Origin of the sequence: Paenibacillus sp. FSL R5-0713 (assembly GCF_037973325.1) — a bacterium.
Taxonomy (GTDB): Bacteria; Bacillota; Bacilli; order Paenibacillales; family Paenibacillaceae; genus Paenibacillus.
The window spans coordinates 5215270-5231547 of sequence record NZ_CP150229.1 but is presented as its reverse complement, the minus strand read 5'-3'; the positions used below and the strand labels follow the sequence as shown (position 1 = coordinate 5231547).

Below are 16278 nucleotides of genomic sequence, written 5' to 3'. Positions count from 1 at the left end.
AGGTTCACCATAAACATTGAAATATTACGTGTGTTAATCCGATATAAAGTGAAGGCATTGCATGGAGAGGAGTCTGAATGTGGGAAAAGCAATACGAACGAAGAAGTGGAGTCGTCGATTGAAGGTACTGGCGGCAGCTCTTTTGACAGTAGGTTGTCTTCAAGTGCCTGCGTATGCAGCAGGTAATGATGGACAGACAATCCGTGTAGCCATGTTTGCGAATCTGGGCAGTACGTATAAATCAACTACACCACTTATTACACTTGAATCAACGGGACAATGGAGTATCCAATCGGAAAGTGGCGCAAATGTAGGTCTTCCGGCTGGACAGGTCCGTTTCAGTGCAGATGGATTCAGAGTGAAAGTGTTGGAAACAGGGGATTTCAAGGCAGCATCTGCAGCAGCCAAATTGTTGCAGGCAACCGCGGATAAGCCGTTGCTGTTTACAACGTCTGTGAATGGAAATGCCATCTATCAACTCTACACAGGTAACTATGCAACAGAGGCACTGGCTGGACAAGCTGTTACACGGGTACAAAAGGTAGCAGCAGCTCAATTGGCTGGTCAAAAGCCAACTGTGACCGGAAGTAAGCGCCTGTCTGCTGGAACGTATGGTTCGCTTCAGGAAGCAGAGGCAACGCAAGCGAACCTTTTATCAGCAGGAGTTAGTAGTGCTTATCCGGTCCTCCTACTGAGTGGAGGAAGCCAAGCATATGCGGTATGGGTAGGTGAAGCTGTAACAGATGCGGAATTATCCTCAGTGAAGAAAAGTGTGGAGGCCATTCCAGGGATAAGTCTCTCAACTGTTAACAATAGTGCAGGTCTCATCATCCGTCAGGATGCGGGATTAAGTGCGGATGCGCTTAAAACAGCTCCGCATTACACGATTGCAGGTACTGAATCCAAAGCATTGGTACAAGGGAATAGCACTGGCATCAAAGTAGTGGAACGTTCCCAGCGAACGTATCGTGGAGATATGGAAATCAGCATCGTCAGCGGTGATCTAGCATTGGTCAATGTCGTTCCACTGGAACAATACCTTTACTCTGTCGTAGGGGCAGAGGTATATTCCTCCTGGCCTGCTGAGGCTCTGAAAGTTCAAGCAGTAGCTGCTCGATCCTATGCGCTTCAACAAGGAGATCGTTTCAAAATTGCCAATGTCGTGGATACGACACTCAGCCAAGCCTATAACGGGATTGGTTCGGAGAACGATAAAGTAACCAGTGCAGTGGATGCAACGGCCGGAGAAGTGGTTAAGAGCGGTGGCAAAATCATCGAAGCTGTATTCTCCTCCAATGCGGGTGGTCAGACGGCTCATCCTTCTGAGGTATGGAACGGCGGAGCAGATGTGTTCACCAATGTAATTAGCTCGGGGGATACATCAGCGCAGGCAGGATTACATACGTGGTACCATGTGCTGCTCAGTTCAGGCATTAGCGGGTACATTCGTGAGGATAACATCAAAGAATTAACAACCAAGACCAACGCGGGTCTGGCAAAAGTGACGGTAACGGCTCAGAACACCAATGTACGTCCTGTTCCGTTGATTCAGTCCACCGTGGAACCTGTAGCCAAAATGAATCCAGGCAATGAAGCTGTAGTACTGGCAAAAGTGGCTCAATCCAATGACTATGCTTGGGTGAGAGGACCATTCACGTCTGCCCAGTTGGTTAAATCCCTTCAGGGTAAAACGACAGCGTCTGTTCCTGCTTCAATCTCAACCTTGGAAGTAACCAAGCGTGGACCTTCTGGAAGAGCACTTGAAGTCACTGCCAACGGCCAGGCTATGACGGTGAAATATGCTGATACATACCGTTCTGCGCTTGGTGGATTACCGAGTACTCTATTTGATATTGCAGGAACCGGAAGTTATACTGTATTAGGCGCTGACGGCAAAACAGCCAGTAAAACCGGTTCAAATGGTGCCGCTGTAATGTCTGCCTCTGGTACAGGTTCATCATCCGGTAATGCTCTTGTGGTGATGAGTGGTGATGGTCAAGCAAGAGCGGTAACGCAGGGTCAAAACTTCATGTTCATCGGCCAGGGCAATGGCCACGGGTTGGGCTTGTCCCAATGGGGAGCCAAAGGTATGGCAGATGAAGGGTATGATTACCAGGCAATATTGAAACACTATTATCAAAATGCGACTATTGTTAAGGAATGAAACTAAAATGAATGTGAACTTATATGATTTTGAATTACCAGAGCAATTGATAGCACAGACGCCGTTGCTTGATCGCACGGCTTCCCGTTTGCTTACCTTGAACAAAGATAGTGGTGAGATTAATCATCAAACGTTTCCTGATATTACCGATTTTCTGGATTCTGGGGATACATTGATTCTGAATGATACGCGTGTTCTTCCAGCCCGTCTGTTCGGTACAAAGGAAGACACCGGAGCAAAAGCGGAAGTCTTATTGCTTAAAAATGTGGAGGGCGACAAGTGGGAAGCACTGGTTAAGCCGGGTAAAAAGCTGAAAGCCGGTTCGGTTATCGTATTTGGAGACGAACTGAAGGCAATCATTGAAGAAGAAGGCGAGATGGGGGCACGTACACTTACGTTTACGTATGATGGAATCTTTCAGGAAATTCTGGACCGTCTGGGTGAGATGCCGTTGCCACCGTATATCAAAGAGACTTTGGATGACCGCGAACGGTATCAGACCGTGTATGCCAAGCATGAAGGATCAGCGGCTGCACCCACAGCGGGATTGCATTTTACGGATGAATTGTTGGATCAGATTCGTGCCAAGGGCGTTAATGTCGCTTTCATTACGCTTCATGTAGGACTGGGGACGTTTAGACCAATGTCGGTAGACAACGTAGAAGATCATGTCATGCATGAGGAGTATTACTCCTTGTCACAAGAAACGGCAGATCTGATTAACCAGACCAAAGAGAATGGACACCGTGTTTTCGCGGTTGGGACAACCAGTTGCCGGACTCTGGAAACAGTGGGCAGCAAGTTTGAAGATGGAATACTGCAAGCAAGCAGCGGATGGACAAGTATTTTTATCTATCCGGGCTACTCCTTCAAAGTGATCGATGGGATGCTTACGAATTTTCATCTCCCCAAATCCACGTTGGTTATGCTGGTTAGTGCACTTGCAGGCAGGGAACATATTATGCAGGCATATCAGGAAGCCATTCAAGAACAATACCGGTTCTTCAGCTTCGGCGATGCCATGTTGATATATTAATATAACGGAATAACGATTAACTTTTAGAGGATGATTAAAACCAATGGCAGCAATTACGTATGAACATATCAAAACTTGCAAACAATCCGGCGCACGTCTGGGACGTGTGCATACACCTCACGGTGTGATTGAGACACCGACCTTTATGCCTGTAGGTACACAGGCAACCGTCAAAACAATGAGCCCTGAAGAGTTAAAAGCCATGGATGCTCAGATTATTTTGAGTAATACGTATCACCTGTTTCTGAGACCAGGACATGAAATCATTCGTGAAGCTGGCGGATTGCACAAGTTCATGAACTGGGATCGTCCAATTCTGACGGACAGCGGCGGATTCCAAGTGTTCTCGCTCAGCGAGATGCGCAAAATTACGGAAGAAGGCGTTAACTTCCGCTCTCATCTGAACGGAGATAAGAAGTTCCTTTCTCCTGAAGTGGCCATGGAAATCCAGAATGCACTTGGCTCCGATATTATGATGGCATTTGATGAATGTCCACCGTATCCAGCTGAATATGAATATGTCAAAAAATCACTCGAACGAACGAGTCGCTGGGCAGAACGTTGTCTTGAAAGTCATGCTCGTCCGCATGACCAAGGTCTGTTTGCCATCGTACAGGGAGGCATGCATGAAGATCTTCGCCGTCAGAGCGCCGCAGATTTGACTTCCATGGATTTCCCGGGGTATGCTATTGGTGGACTGAGTGTTGGAGAACCGAAACATTTGATGTATGGAGTATTGGATTATACGTTACCTTTGTTGCCAACCAATAAACCACGTTATTTAATGGGGGTAGGTTCGCCCGATGCGTTGATTGAGGGATCCATTCGTGGAGTGGACATGTTCGATTGTGTTCTACCTACTCGGATTGCCCGTAACGGAACAACAATGACCAGCCAAGGACGTCTGGTAGTTCGCAATGCCAAGTTTGCAACTGATTTTGGGCCATTAGATCCTGAATGTGATTGCTACACTTGTCGCAACTATTCCAGAGCTTATCTGCGTCATTTGATCAAAGCAGATGAAACATTTGGCCTGCGTTTGACAACGATCCATAATCTTCATTTCTTGCAGAATTTGATGCGTAATGTACGTAAAGCCATTATGGAAGATCGTTTGCTTGATTTCCGGGATGAATTTTTCGATCAATATGGTCTTCATGACAATGACAAAGGTTTCTGATTGAGTTTTTAGGGAAACCGGCGTAACAAGTAATATCTGTACGTATAGTCGATAAGGGGGAGTTTGAATGTTTCAGGGAATGACTCTAGCAGGAACACAAGCAGGCGGAGGCATTGTATCTTTGATCGTACCTTTGGTACTCATGGTTGCAATTTTCTACTTCTTGATGATTCGTCCACAGAACAAAAAGCAAAAGCAACGGAATTCCATGCTGAGCCAATTGAAAAAGGGCGATAAAATTGTAACGATTGGCGGCCTTCACGGTACGATCGCTGAGATTACGGATGATGTAGTTGTATTGCGTGTAAACGATGTAACTAAACTGACGTTTGATCGTAATGCAATCAGCAGTGCTGTAACTCGTGATACGGCTGTTGAATAGTTGCTGTAACATAGAATAACGAGGGTGCGTTTATATGGCGTATTCCCTGGCAGAGAACCGGATCTCCTGGAGACCCGGTTCTCTTTTTTTTGTTTTATGAGGGAAAGTCGATGTTCTTCACCAGTCTGCTAGGAGCGATGTGTGTTAACGCCGAACATGCCACCGAGAGCTGAAATGAAGAAAGCGCTGAGCAGTTGCAAACTATCTTTCCAATTAAATGAAGCATCCAACGCGAGAAATCCAATTAACAGTACGAGCAGTCCGTATACGATTCCGGTAATTCCTCCGTAGTACCATCCTTTTTCACCAGAACGTTTGCCTGCCACAAAACCACCAACCAATAACGATAAGCCATGCACAACATAAGTATACAACGAGAGGTCCTGTTCCCGCATTCCGCTCACCCAGAGAAAAAAGGAGAGGATTAATGCTCCGATAAACATCCATACAAAAGCCTGACAGAGGCCTGACAGAATCGGATTGGACACTCGAAACGAAACCAAGCGGCGGATCAATTGCATGAAGCAACCCCCTTGTACAAGTTTGAAGTTAATACAGTGTATGGTCAAGCCCTCTGACTTATGAACTGATTTCCATTAAATGAACGGATTATTTCTGCATGAGCCTGTAAGGTTCAGGTCAAAATATGGATTGCACTACTCAGCTACTGTCAATAACTCAGTTTCGAAGGAGGACCCCTGTTGTGAACTTCCCAGATGTTGGATCACATATCTTTCGAACCATTCTCATGTACTTTCTGGTGTATTGTGCAATGAGGGTTATGGGTAAACGTGAGATTGGTAAGCTATCCATGTTTGATCTTGTCGTGTCCATTATGCTTGCCGAGATGGCTGCTTTTGTCATTGAAGATATCGATAAACCGCTCTCTCATGGGATTGCCCCCATGCTTACCTTGATCATCGTACAGATCGGAATGGCCTTTATAGGTCTTAAAAGTCGGCGTCTTCGCCTGATGATTGATGGCAAACCTACGGTTTTGATCTCCAAAGGCGTTCTTCACCGAGATGAGATGCGGAAGCAACGATATAATCTGGATGATCTATTGCAGCAACTCCGCGAACAGAATGTTGACAGTATCGGTGAGGTGGATTATGCCATTTTGGAGACTACGGGTAAGTTGACCGTCTTTCCCAAGGATCAGAATGCTTCCAACGACAGCAATTCTTCAGGCTCTGATTCGGGAGGGACTTCTTCCAGTAAATCCAAAGCAGAGAAAAATCAGATTGATGGGCTGACAAATATCAAATACGAAGGTCTGCCGCTGCCCCTCATTATGGACGGTAAAGTTCAGGATCAGAATCTGGAAATCATCCAGAAAACAAGATTTTGGCTGAAAAATCAAATTCAACATAACGGAATTCTGGATTTCAAAGATGTATTTATATGCTCCATCGACCATAATGGTAAGATTTATGTAAGTCCAAAAGATGATAAAAAATGAAATTTATTTGCCTGACCGACGCTTGAACCATGCACCTATCAAAGGAGCACGGGACAGATCATGGAAGTCAATCATTTTGGTCCAGCCCATGACGATGAAATACACAATAAGCCCGACAAAAGGAGCGAGAATCATGCGGAGCCAGAAAGGCAAGATCATGGCAGTCTCTTCGTATACGAGTAGGGTCGCTGCTCCCATAATAAACATTCCGGCCCCCGTTTTGACCCAATCCATAATTTTGAAGCGGAACTGTAGCAGACTACGAACGCTTTGGGCGTGTAACAAGGTAACGACAGTAGAATTCACACAGATGGCGATGACTGCACCGAAAATCCCATATTCAGGACGGGAAGCGAGCGTCAAAATTAACGTGATTTTGATAACAGCACCGATGAATGTATTTAGCAGTGCTTTACCTGGACGATCAAGGGCTTGCAACGCAGCTTGAAGAGGAGCTTGAATATATATGAATAAAGCAAAAGGAGCCATTAGCTTCAGCATGCTTCCGATCGATGCATCATTATACAGAACAAGACACATCGGTTCGGCAAGCACATACATAAACACAGAAAACGGAGCACCAGTCACGAGCGCCAAACGTAATGCCTGATGCATTCTTTTGTGAATCAGCGCGCGATCTCCCTGAGCAGAAGCTTCGGACAGTGAAGGCACAAGTGATGTCGCAAGCGATGAAGTCAGTGCTCCCGGCAACAGCAGCAAAGGAATAATCATACCTTGTAGTGCACCATATTGTGCTGTAGCGATTCCTTTGGATATGCCTGCCAGAGCCAGACTCTGGGCAGTAACGATAGTTTCGGCCAGATAGGATAGAGAACCAACCAATCGGCCTGCTGTAACGGGAATCGAGATTGCAAGCAATCGCCGGATTAAACCGGGCTGTGGAGTAGTGGTTTCTTTCATAACTGAAGGAATTGGGTTTAAAGCTTTGGCTGAAGGTTTGGTTGTTAGATTGGACATGTTCTGTTGCATAACGAGCGGTAACTCTTTCTTCTGCCTGTTATACTTCCACAAGAGTACAAGCATACCGCCAAATTCTCCAACAAGCGCTCCCAGCATGGCACCAGCAGCAGCTTGTGCAATACCGTGGGGGAGGAGAAGCCAGGCAAACCAAATGACACAGACGATGCGAATGATCGTTTCAACAATGGATGATATGGCAGTAGGCATCATGTTTTGCTTGCCTTGGAAGTACCCTCTGTAGACGGCTGATACGGCGATAATGGCAATCATGGGGCTCATACTGACGAACGTATGATACACCCGCTCATCCGTGAGCACATACTTGGTAACCCAGGGTGCAAATAGGATGCACAAAAACATGAATACCACACCCAGGGTCAACGTAAAGCTTAAGCTTACTTGCAGGATTCGTTGGGGGGAATAACGATTGGCGCCAGTGTCAGCTTCGGCTACGAGCTTGGCTACGGCCAGCGGAATACCACCCGTAATTAATGTCACCAGTACGATAAAAAAGGGATAGCTCAATTGGTAGATGCCAACACCTTCTGCACCGATGACTCGTGGCAGCGCAATACGCGGGATGAAACCAAGTATTCGATTAATTATGCCTGCCGCGAGCAGGATCATGGCCCCCTGAATAAATGTCTGTTTCTTCAAGACTACCCCTCTTTCCCGGTTGAAAGTACAGGTTATCATCATAAACGGGACAAAGCCGTTGTTCTTCATCCTATGCCAGTCCTTCATCTTCTCATGACAACTTGGACACGATTAACAAAAAGAACCATAACCAGCAAGAAGGAATATGATCAGGCGAAGTCGAATGATGTAATATTGATGCCGCATAAAGGCTTGGATGTACGAAGGGAGGCTCCCCGTTGGAAGAAATGAATGATGTGGAGTTGGAACAGTCAATAGAGATGCTCTGCCGAAGCAAGGCGGAGGAATTAAGGCTTGTCGGTTACGAATATGTCACCAGCAAAGATGTCTGGAATTGCGTCAGTCATAAATATGAAAAACAGGGCATTCCACCGCTTCACCAGCTGGTGAACGACATTTTGTCACTGAAAGCAACAAGCTTTATGAACTTTATGACCGTGTCTGCATACCGGGGGTCCTCTTTCTAGACGAAAGGGATCTTTTTTGTTGAAAATTGACTGCTTTTTACGGCATCGCTATAATAGGAATATTGAGAACGAAAGGGGATCTAGGAACGGCATGAAAAGAATTATCAGTTTCATTCTGGTCGTGCTTGTCACCACAGGGGTAATGGTGGGAACAAGCCCGGAACTGCTCAAAAATATACGCTTGGGCCTTGATTTAAAGGGAGGCTACGAGATCTTATATGAAGCAGAGCCGCTCGAAGCAGGACAACAAGTCACCAAAGCATCTTTGGTGCAAACGGCCAAAAGTCTTGAAAGCCGCGCCAATGCGCTCGGAACAAGCGAACCGGAGGTAACCACTGAAGGAAGCAACCGGATTCGATTGAAGTTGGCAGGGGTTACGGATGAGGCTGAAGTTAGAGCCAAAATGAAAGAACCGGCTGTTCTGACCTTCCGTAGTAAAGCTGAGAATGACAAGGAAGGCGAATACACCAAAATTGAACTTCGCGGAAATGAATTTGTTGAGAATGCAGCCAAAGTTGTTTTTACAAGTTTGAATCAGCCGATGATTGACATCCAAGTGAAAGACAAAGCCAAGTTTTCCGAGATAACCAAACGTTTGATCGGACAACCTCTTGCTATCTATCTGGATGATCAGCTACTTTCTGCACCAACAGTTCAACAACAGTTGACAGATGGATCTGCCCAAATCTCAGGTGCCTATTCACGTGATGAAGCAAACCAGCTTCGTGACACCATTAACCTGGGTGCATTGCCACTGAAACTTACAGAGAAGTATTCACAAAGTGTTGGTGCAACACTTGGTAAGCTCTCTCTGGATCAGACGATTAAAGCGGGATTGATTGGTTCCGTTATTATTCTAGTGTTCATGATCGGGCTTTATCGTATTCCTGGCATTATCGCGAGTTTTGCCTTGATCACACATACGTGGCTGGTACTTGCAATCTTCTATTTAGGAGAATTCGTGCTCACCCTTCCAGGTATTGCGGCGTTTATCCTGGGTATAGGAATGGCGGTGGATGCCAATATCATCACGTACGAACGGATTAAAGAAGAAATGCGTAGTGGTAAGTCGATCTTGTCTTCGGTTAAAGCGGGCGGTAAACATTCCTTCCGAACAATCATCGACTCCAATGTCACAACCATTATTGCGGCCGCTGTTATGTTCTTCTTGGGTACAGGTGCGGTTAAAGGGTTTGCCCTCGTGCTGATTTTTGATATTGTGACCAGTATTATCACGAATATTTTCTTCTCCCGCTTCCTGCTGACCCTGCTCGTACGGGCTAACGTGTTGAAGAAGCCTAAGTACTTCGGAGTGAAGGAGAGTGAAATTCGTGCGCTTTAATTGGAATTTCGATTATATTAAAGGGAGTAAAATTGCCTATACATTCTCGATTATTTTGACTGTAGTAGGGATTATCAGTTTGCTCTCACTTGGATTAAACTACGCCGTTGACTTCCGTTCAGGATCAAATGTGGATATTACCGTATCCAAAGCCATTACAGCGGAGCAAATCAATCCAATCGTGAATGAACTGGGTGTTGACACAAAGGAAGTCCAGATTACAACTGGATCTGATCGGGTTAATATTCGATTCTCGAACGTACTGGATGAAAACCAAGAAAGCAAATTCAAGCAAGAATTTAGCAAACTGGATGAGACTGCTTCTTATGAAGTGAATACCGTTGATCCAGAAATGGCCAAAGAGCTTGAGCGTAATGCAATCTATGCGGTGCTGATTGCCAGTATCGGAATCATGATCTATGTTGCGATTCGATTCGAATGGCGATTCGCTTTGGCAGCAGTTGTTTCCATATTCCATGATGCCTTCGTAGTTATAAGTGTATTTTCTATATTCCGTCTTGAAGTGAATCTGACCTTTATTACGGCAGTGCTAACCATTGTCGGATTCTCTATCAACGATACCATCGTTATCTTTGACCGGATTAGGGAAAATCTGCGTTTTGCCAAAAAATCAACAAAAGCTGATCTGCGTGAAGTGGTAAACCGGAGTTTATCTCAAACGATGACGCGCTCGCTTAACACAACATTTACTGTATTTATAGCGTCACTCTGTTTGTTTATTTTTGGCGGAGAGTCTATTCGCATGTTCTCTCTGGCGATGGTGATCGGGACATTCTTTGGTGCCTATTCTTCGATCTTTATTGCAGCTCCATTATGGTTTACGCTTAAAGGTAAACAACAAACGAACAAGCCAAAAACAGTGGCTAAAGAATCTAACTAAACATCTTATTGTGAAGCCGCGTCTGCCAGGCGCGGTTTTGCAACTTTATGTACAGAAATAAGGGGGAATATTCATGACCAGAGAACATATCCCATCTGCTCAGGCTGCCACATGGAGTGGTATTGCTGGTAATATGGGACTTGCGGTAATCAAAGCGGGAGTCGGTTATATGGCAAACAGCAAATCATTGCTCGCTGACGGCTTGTATTCTGCTTCTGAAGCTGGTTCTGCCCTGGCAGGTCTCTTTCCCTCCAAGTCTGTACGTGATAAGAGTAAGGCTCGCAGGGAGCGGTTTAAAGAACACTCACGTGTTGCCAGACCGGGAATCTCCGTATTGTTATCTGTGCTGATCCTCATGGGTGGATTACAGCTTGCCATCTCCGCATTGGGTAGTCTCTCCGGAAGTGAACCGGAAGCACCCGGCAAGTCGGTACTTTTGGTGGCTGTTGCAGCTCTGGCTGTAAAAGAAGCGATTTTTCAATTTCAGTACAGATATTTTCGCAAACGAAACCAGTCTCAGGCTTTAGCCTATGCACAGCAACATCGTCGTGCGCTCTATTGTTCTCTCACCGTGTTAATCGGCATTATAGGATCTATGGCTGGTGAAGAGACAGGTTTGAGCATGCTGCTCTACCTGGACCCTACGGCTGCATTGATTGCTTCCTGTTTTGTACTTCATAAGGGTTACCGAATGATTGTGGACACAGTATATGGTTCACTTGTTCAGGAACTGGAGCAGGAGGATGCGTCCGATTTCAAAGAGACTGTACAGCGCGTATACGGCATTATTACCATTGAGCACTTGGTTGCTCGGGAACAGGAACATGACGTTACGATTGAGTTGGTCGTTAGTGTGAATCCGAGAATCTCCATACTGGAAGCACAGGAAATTGCAAATCGGGCCAAGACACTATTGCTTACCCGGTTCAGTCATGTGAAAGAGGTACAGATTCAAGCGGTGCCTTATGATCCAGGCTATCCCTATAAATCCAATCATGAACTGCCCGATCACGAAGCGACATTAATTCAGTAGTGAAGCGCGGGTCCAGTAGATCAGGAAAGGAGCGTTATCTTTGCTTTATTCGCAATACCGGTGGAATACACCGAATATCGATTTGGAGGCGGCTGCGGGACTCTCGCAGGCGCTTTCCGTTTCCCCACTTGTTGGACGTTTGCTTGTGAGTCGAGGCGTGCACAATGAGAAGGAGGCCGAACGTTTTCTGCATCCTGATCTGAATCAAATGCATGATCCCTATCTGCTACTCGGCATGAATGAAGCTGTGCCTCGCATCAAATTGGCTTTGGAGCGCGAAGAACATATTTTGATCTATGGTGATTATGACGCCGATGGCGTATCCAGCACATCGCTCATGATCCATTTGATGCGTCATCTTGGTGCCTCGTACGATATCTATATCCCTCATCGCTCGAATGAAGGGTATGGATTGCACAACCATGCATTGGATTGGGCCCATCAACAAGGTGTTTCGTTGATTATTACCGTGGATACCGGAATCAGCGCTGTTGAACAGATTGCCTATGCGGCAACACTGGGTATCGAAGTCATTGTGACAGACCATCACGAGCCGCCTGAAATTTTGCCAGAAGCCTTTACCCTTATTAATCCCAAACTTCCGGGATGTCCGTATCCCTTTAAAGGTTTGGCCGGAGCGGGAGTAGCCCTGAAACTTGCCCAGGCACTGATCGGGGAAGTGCCCGGTGAATGGATGGAGATTGCTGCCATCGGTACCGTGGCCGATCTGATGCCTTTGGAAGGGGAGAACCGGGTTATCGTCAGTTATGGAATAGAGTCGATGCGTGGTTCACGTCTTCCAGGTGTGGGGGCATTACTGGAAATCAGTGGAGTGGATCAAAGTCAGGTGACTTCAATTAATATTGCCTTTGCCATGGCTCCTCGTATTAATGCCAGTGGACGTTTGGATCATGCCGGGAGAGCGGTATCACTTCTCACCACGGAGAACCTGGATGAAGCTCATACGCTTGCGGGTCAACTTGATCTACTGAACAGAGAGCGGCAGCAAGTCGTAGAGGGCATACTACAAGAAGCAACTGCGCAGCTGGAACAAAAGATACAGCTACGTTCAGGAGCTGTTCCGGATGTTATCGTATTGGCTGGTGAAGGCTGGAATGTTGGAGTGGTGGGTATTGTGGCTTCCAAGTTGCTGGAGCGTTATTACCGACCTACTCTTATTCTTGGAATTGATCCAGATAGCGGTGTTTGTAAGGGCTCTGCGCGCTCCATTGAGGGCTTGGATATCTATGAGGCGCTCACAGTTAATAAACACAGTCTGGACCATTACGGGGGCCATCCTGCTGCAGCAGGTATGACCTTGCATCGGGATCAGCTGAAAGAACTTGAGGATGGCTTGAATGAGTTTGCTGCATCTGTATTGACTGAAGAGGACTTTGTACCTCAGCGTCTTGCAGATGATGAATGCAGAATCAGTGATGTTCCGCTGAAAGTGATCCAGGAGATCGACAGATTGCAGCCTTTCGGGATGAGCAATCCTTCGCCAAGATTCGTACTGAGAAGCGTGACTGTGAAGGAAACCAGAACGATGGGACGAGAGAAACGCCATTTGAAACTGGTTCTGGAACAGGATGGTCAGCAACTTGAAACTGTCGCTTTTGGCAAGGGGGCGTTAGCGGAGTTCCTTCTCCCAGGTTCCGTTATTGATGTGATGGGAGAACTGTCCATTAATGAATGGAATGGGATGAGAAAACCGCAACTGATGCTTCAGGACATTCATGTTCCTCAGGTTCAAGTGTTTGATATGCGCGGTAATGCCGAGCCATTGAATGCGATGAAGCAATTTTTGAGCTCACTTGAGGTGCATCTGCGATACAAATCAGGTTCTGTTGGTGCTATTGTTCGGAAAGAAACAGACGTTTCCGAGGGAAATTCATTGTATGAACCTTGCCTTTGGGTATATGATAGAAAGGTCGGGTTATTTCCGTGTAATGCTGCTGCACAGCATTATGGACAGGAAGAAGTCCGGACGTTATTTGTGTTTGATACGCCGGAAACCCCGGAACAACTTGATGCCATGCTGGCTTTGTTCAGTGGAGCTGAGAATATCATCCTTCTGCACGGATCAGGCAACCGCCGAGATCGCCTTCAGATGCCTTCCAGAGATCTCTTTAAGCGTATTTATATGCAGGTGTTGAAATGGAAAGCTGAACCCGTGGAGGAACAAGAGATTACTCCTGTGCTCAGTCGTCAGTGTGGTTGTTCGCCGCGCATGATTACGATGATGTTGGATGTATTCGAAGAGCTTTCCTTCATTACCCGTGATAACGGCAAAATTGCGTTTGTGGATAACCCGCCTAAGCGTGAACTAACCGCTTCTCGTCACTATCAGGCGCTCGAAAACATGGCCGAGATAGAACAGGTGATGCTGGATGCAGCCACACCGCAACTGACACAATGGATGATATCCCGGATGAAGGGCGTATCTTAGATGGAAGTTTGTGTATTTATTTTAGGAGGAGATTATTTTGGATTTTAAAGATTATATTCGTGTCATTCCTGACTTTCCACAACCGGGAATCAGCTTTAAGGACATTACGACATTGTTGAAAGATGGAGAAATGTACCGCAATGCGATCAATGAATTGAAAGTGATGGTTTCTGATCTCAAAATTGATGTCATTGCTGGACCTGAAGCACGTGGTTTCGTTGTGGGCGCCCCTCTGGCGTACGCTCTTGGTGTCGGTTTTGCTCCGATTCGCAAAAGTGGAAAACTGCCTGGAGAGACGATTGAAGTCGGTTATGATCTCGAGTATGGCAAGGATACACTCGCTATGCACACAGATGCGATTGAGAAAGGTCAAAATGTCCTTATCGCAGATGATCTGCTCGCAACGGGGGGAACGATTGCAACTTCCATCAATTTGATTGAACAATTGGGTGGGAACGTTGTCGGTGCTGCATTCCTGATCGAGCTGACTGATTTGAATGGTCGTGCTAAATTGCCTGAAAAAATCGATGTATTCACATTGATGAACTACTAAGTTTAAATCTCCACTTGGAGTGTTGTGATTAAAACCTGAATTGCTTTTCCCTTTTCCCGGGAAATAATATACAGCATTAATGATTATAAAAAAGCCTGTTCTATCCAACCATTGAGGTTGGATAGAACAGGCTTTTTTGATTTATATACGATACTGTGAAATTAATCAGGTGTTTTTTCAGTGATAGGCTGTTTCTGCGAATCGTCATTCAACCAACCCATTACTTCAAACAGTTTGAACAATAAGCTCATCAGGATTCCGACGATGGTTGCCAGTGCCATTCCTTTTAGATGAACGCCGTAGAAGACAACCTCAGTACCACTCAGTCCAATGACCAGTACAAGTGTGGTAAGCAGCAGATTGGTTGGCTTGGCAAAGTCGACTTTCTGTTCAACCAAAATACGCAGACCCGATGCTGCAATAACCCCGAAGAGAAGTAGTGATACTCCACCCATTACAGGTACAGGAATGTTGGCTACAAGCGCCGAGAATGTTCCTGAGAAGGAGAGCACGATGGCAATAACCGCTGCCCCACCAATGACATATGTGGAGTAGACGCGAGTCAGTGCCATAACACCGATGTTCTCACCATAAGTTGTATTGGGAGTAGATCCTACAAACCCGGAAAGGATGGTGGAGACCCCGTTACCGAGCAGGGAACGATGAAGGCCCGGGTCTTTCGAAAGATCCTTGCCCACAATGCTGCTCGTTACAAGCAAATGTCCGATATGCTCTACGATAACGACAAGCGCTACAGGTAAAATGGTGAAAATAACGGACCAGTCAAATGTAGGTGTGGTTACGGTTGGCAGTGAGATGAAATCTGCGTTTCCAATAGCTTGTTTATCAACCAGACCCATAGAGTAACCAAGAATATAACCAACTACAATACCGATTAGAATATGAATGATTTTGGGGAATCCACGGAACGTTACTGCACCAATGACCGTGATGCCAAGCGTAGCCAAGGATAAAATAATGGGTTTGGCTTGAGGCACCCAATTGGGGTTAGCCACGGGATCAGAATTAATCAATCCAGCCATTCCTGCAGCCACAGGTACAAGCTCCAGACCAATCAGAGCAACGATCGCGCCCATAACCGCTGGTGGGAAGACTACGTTAATCCATCCGGTACCCGCAAATTTAATAATGAGGGCCACGAGACAGAAAACAAGTCCTGTTATGATAAAAGCTCCAAGTGCCATGGAGTAGCCATTCTCTGGATGTTGTTTTAATACCATTGTGACAGGTGCGATAAAGGCAAAACTGGAACCAAGATATGCGGGTATCTTTCCTTTACACATCAGTATGTACAATAGTGTTCCAATTCCGTTCATCAGCAGGATCATACTTGGATCGACACCGAACAGGTTTGGTACAAGCACCGTACTGCCAAACATGGCGAACAAATGCTGAAGGCTAAGCAGTGAACCTGAGCCAAGTGGCATCTTTTGATTAACCTGAATTTCGCGTTGCAATGAATTTCATCTCCTTTTCCGAAACACAAACTTTCAATAGATTACAGAGTTTCTCTTAATTAAGCAATAACATTTTTGACGCAGCAGAGCGATGGAATTTATATTTTCATGAATTATCCTTCTATTTCAGCAAATAACGGCAATAATACATAAGAAATAAAAAATGCATTCAATCCCTTGTGAGTCATAGGGA

At 45.8% G+C, this 16278-nt stretch carries 14 protein-coding genes; 11 read left to right on the top strand and 3 right to left on the bottom strand.

Annotated elements, in window-relative coordinates; translation table 11 throughout:
* Positions 1–79: 79 nt before the first annotated feature.
* The 4 genes from MKZ12_RS23290 (at position 80) to yajC (ending at position 4762) form a co-directional block, all read left to right on the top strand.
* Positions 80–2164 (top strand): SpoIID/LytB domain-containing protein, encoded by a 2085-nt coding sequence (locus tag MKZ12_RS23290; RefSeq protein WP_339257013.1) that lies wholly within the window; start codon positions 80–82, stop codon positions 2162–2164.
* A gap of 7 nt (positions 2165–2171) precedes the next feature.
* Complete coding sequence (gene queA, locus MKZ12_RS23285) at positions 2172–3200, top strand: tRNA preQ1(34) S-adenosylmethionine ribosyltransferase-isomerase QueA (RefSeq protein WP_339257011.1); 1029 nt, start codon at positions 2172–2174, stop codon at positions 3198–3200.
* A gap of 43 nt (positions 3201–3243) precedes the next feature.
* Positions 3244–4380, top strand: a complete 1137-nt coding sequence (gene tgt / locus MKZ12_RS23280; RefSeq protein ID WP_253440252.1) for a tRNA guanosine(34) transglycosylase Tgt — start codon at positions 3244–3246, stop codon at positions 4378–4380.
* Between the two features lie 67 nt (positions 4381–4447).
* Entirely contained in the window at positions 4448–4762 is a 315-nt protein-coding gene (gene yajC / locus MKZ12_RS23275) for a preprotein translocase subunit YajC (RefSeq protein WP_339237038.1), read from the top strand.
* 128 nt (positions 4763–4890) lie between these two features.
* Here the strand turns inward: yajC and MKZ12_RS23270 are convergent, their stop codons facing one another.
* Positions 4891–5283 carry a TIGR04086 family membrane protein gene (locus tag MKZ12_RS23270; protein ID WP_339237035.1) on the bottom strand — a complete coding sequence of 131 codons (393 nt, stop codon included), beginning with the start codon at positions 5281–5283 and terminating at the stop codon, positions 4891–4893.
* Between the two features lie 182 nt (positions 5284–5465).
* Here MKZ12_RS23270 and MKZ12_RS23265 point away from each other — a divergent pair, with 182 nt between their 5' ends.
* Positions 5466–6224 (top strand): DUF421 domain-containing protein, encoded by a 759-nt coding sequence (locus MKZ12_RS23265; RefSeq protein ID WP_339237033.1) that lies wholly within the window; start codon positions 5466–5468, stop codon positions 6222–6224.
* A gap of 3 nt (positions 6225–6227) precedes the next feature.
* On the opposite strand, the gene spoVB is transcribed toward MKZ12_RS23265, so the two are convergent.
* On the bottom strand, positions 6228–7862 hold the full coding sequence (gene spoVB / locus MKZ12_RS23260) for a stage V sporulation protein B (protein ID WP_339237030.1): 1635 nt from the start codon (positions 7860–7862) through the stop codon (positions 6228–6230).
* A 227-nt stretch (positions 7863–8089) separates the two neighbouring features.
* Here spoVB and MKZ12_RS23255 point away from each other — a divergent pair, with 227 nt between their 5' ends.
* From MKZ12_RS23255 to MKZ12_RS23230, 6 genes are all read left to right on the top strand, one after another.
* The gene (locus tag MKZ12_RS23255; RefSeq protein WP_036617497.1) at positions 8090–8329 is read left to right on the top strand and encodes a post-transcriptional regulator; all 240 of its coding nucleotides are present in this window, start codon (positions 8090–8092) and stop codon (positions 8327–8329) included.
* Positions 8330–8420: 91 nt separating this feature from the next.
* Complete coding sequence (gene secD / locus MKZ12_RS23250) at positions 8421–9671, top strand: protein translocase subunit SecD (RefSeq protein WP_339237028.1); 1251 nt, start codon at positions 8421–8423, stop codon at positions 9669–9671.
* Complete coding sequence (gene secF, locus MKZ12_RS23245; protein ID WP_339237024.1) at positions 9661–10572, top strand: protein translocase subunit SecF; 912 nt, start codon at positions 9661–9663, stop codon at positions 10570–10572. Before secD ends, secF begins: the two co-directional genes overlap by 11 nt.
* A gap of 73 nt (positions 10573–10645) precedes the next feature.
* Entirely contained in the window at positions 10646–11605 is a 960-nt protein-coding gene (locus tag MKZ12_RS23240; RefSeq protein ID WP_339257009.1) for a cation diffusion facilitator family transporter, read from the top strand.
* Between the two features lie 40 nt (positions 11606–11645).
* A complete protein-coding gene (gene recJ, locus MKZ12_RS23235; protein ID WP_339257007.1) occupies positions 11646–14054 on the top strand; it encodes a single-stranded-DNA-specific exonuclease RecJ in 2409 nt (802 codons plus the stop codon).
* Positions 14055–14091: 37 nt separating this feature from the next.
* On the top strand, positions 14092–14607 hold the full coding sequence (locus tag MKZ12_RS23230; protein WP_124115601.1) for an adenine phosphoribosyltransferase: 516 nt from the start codon (positions 14092–14094) through the stop codon (positions 14605–14607).
* Between the two features lie 161 nt (positions 14608–14768).
* On the opposite strand, the gene uraA is transcribed toward MKZ12_RS23230, so the two are convergent.
* Complete coding sequence (gene uraA, locus MKZ12_RS23225; RefSeq protein ID WP_339257005.1) at positions 14769–16085, bottom strand: uracil permease; 1317 nt, start codon at positions 16083–16085, stop codon at positions 14769–14771.
* Positions 16086–16278 lie beyond the last annotated feature (193 nt).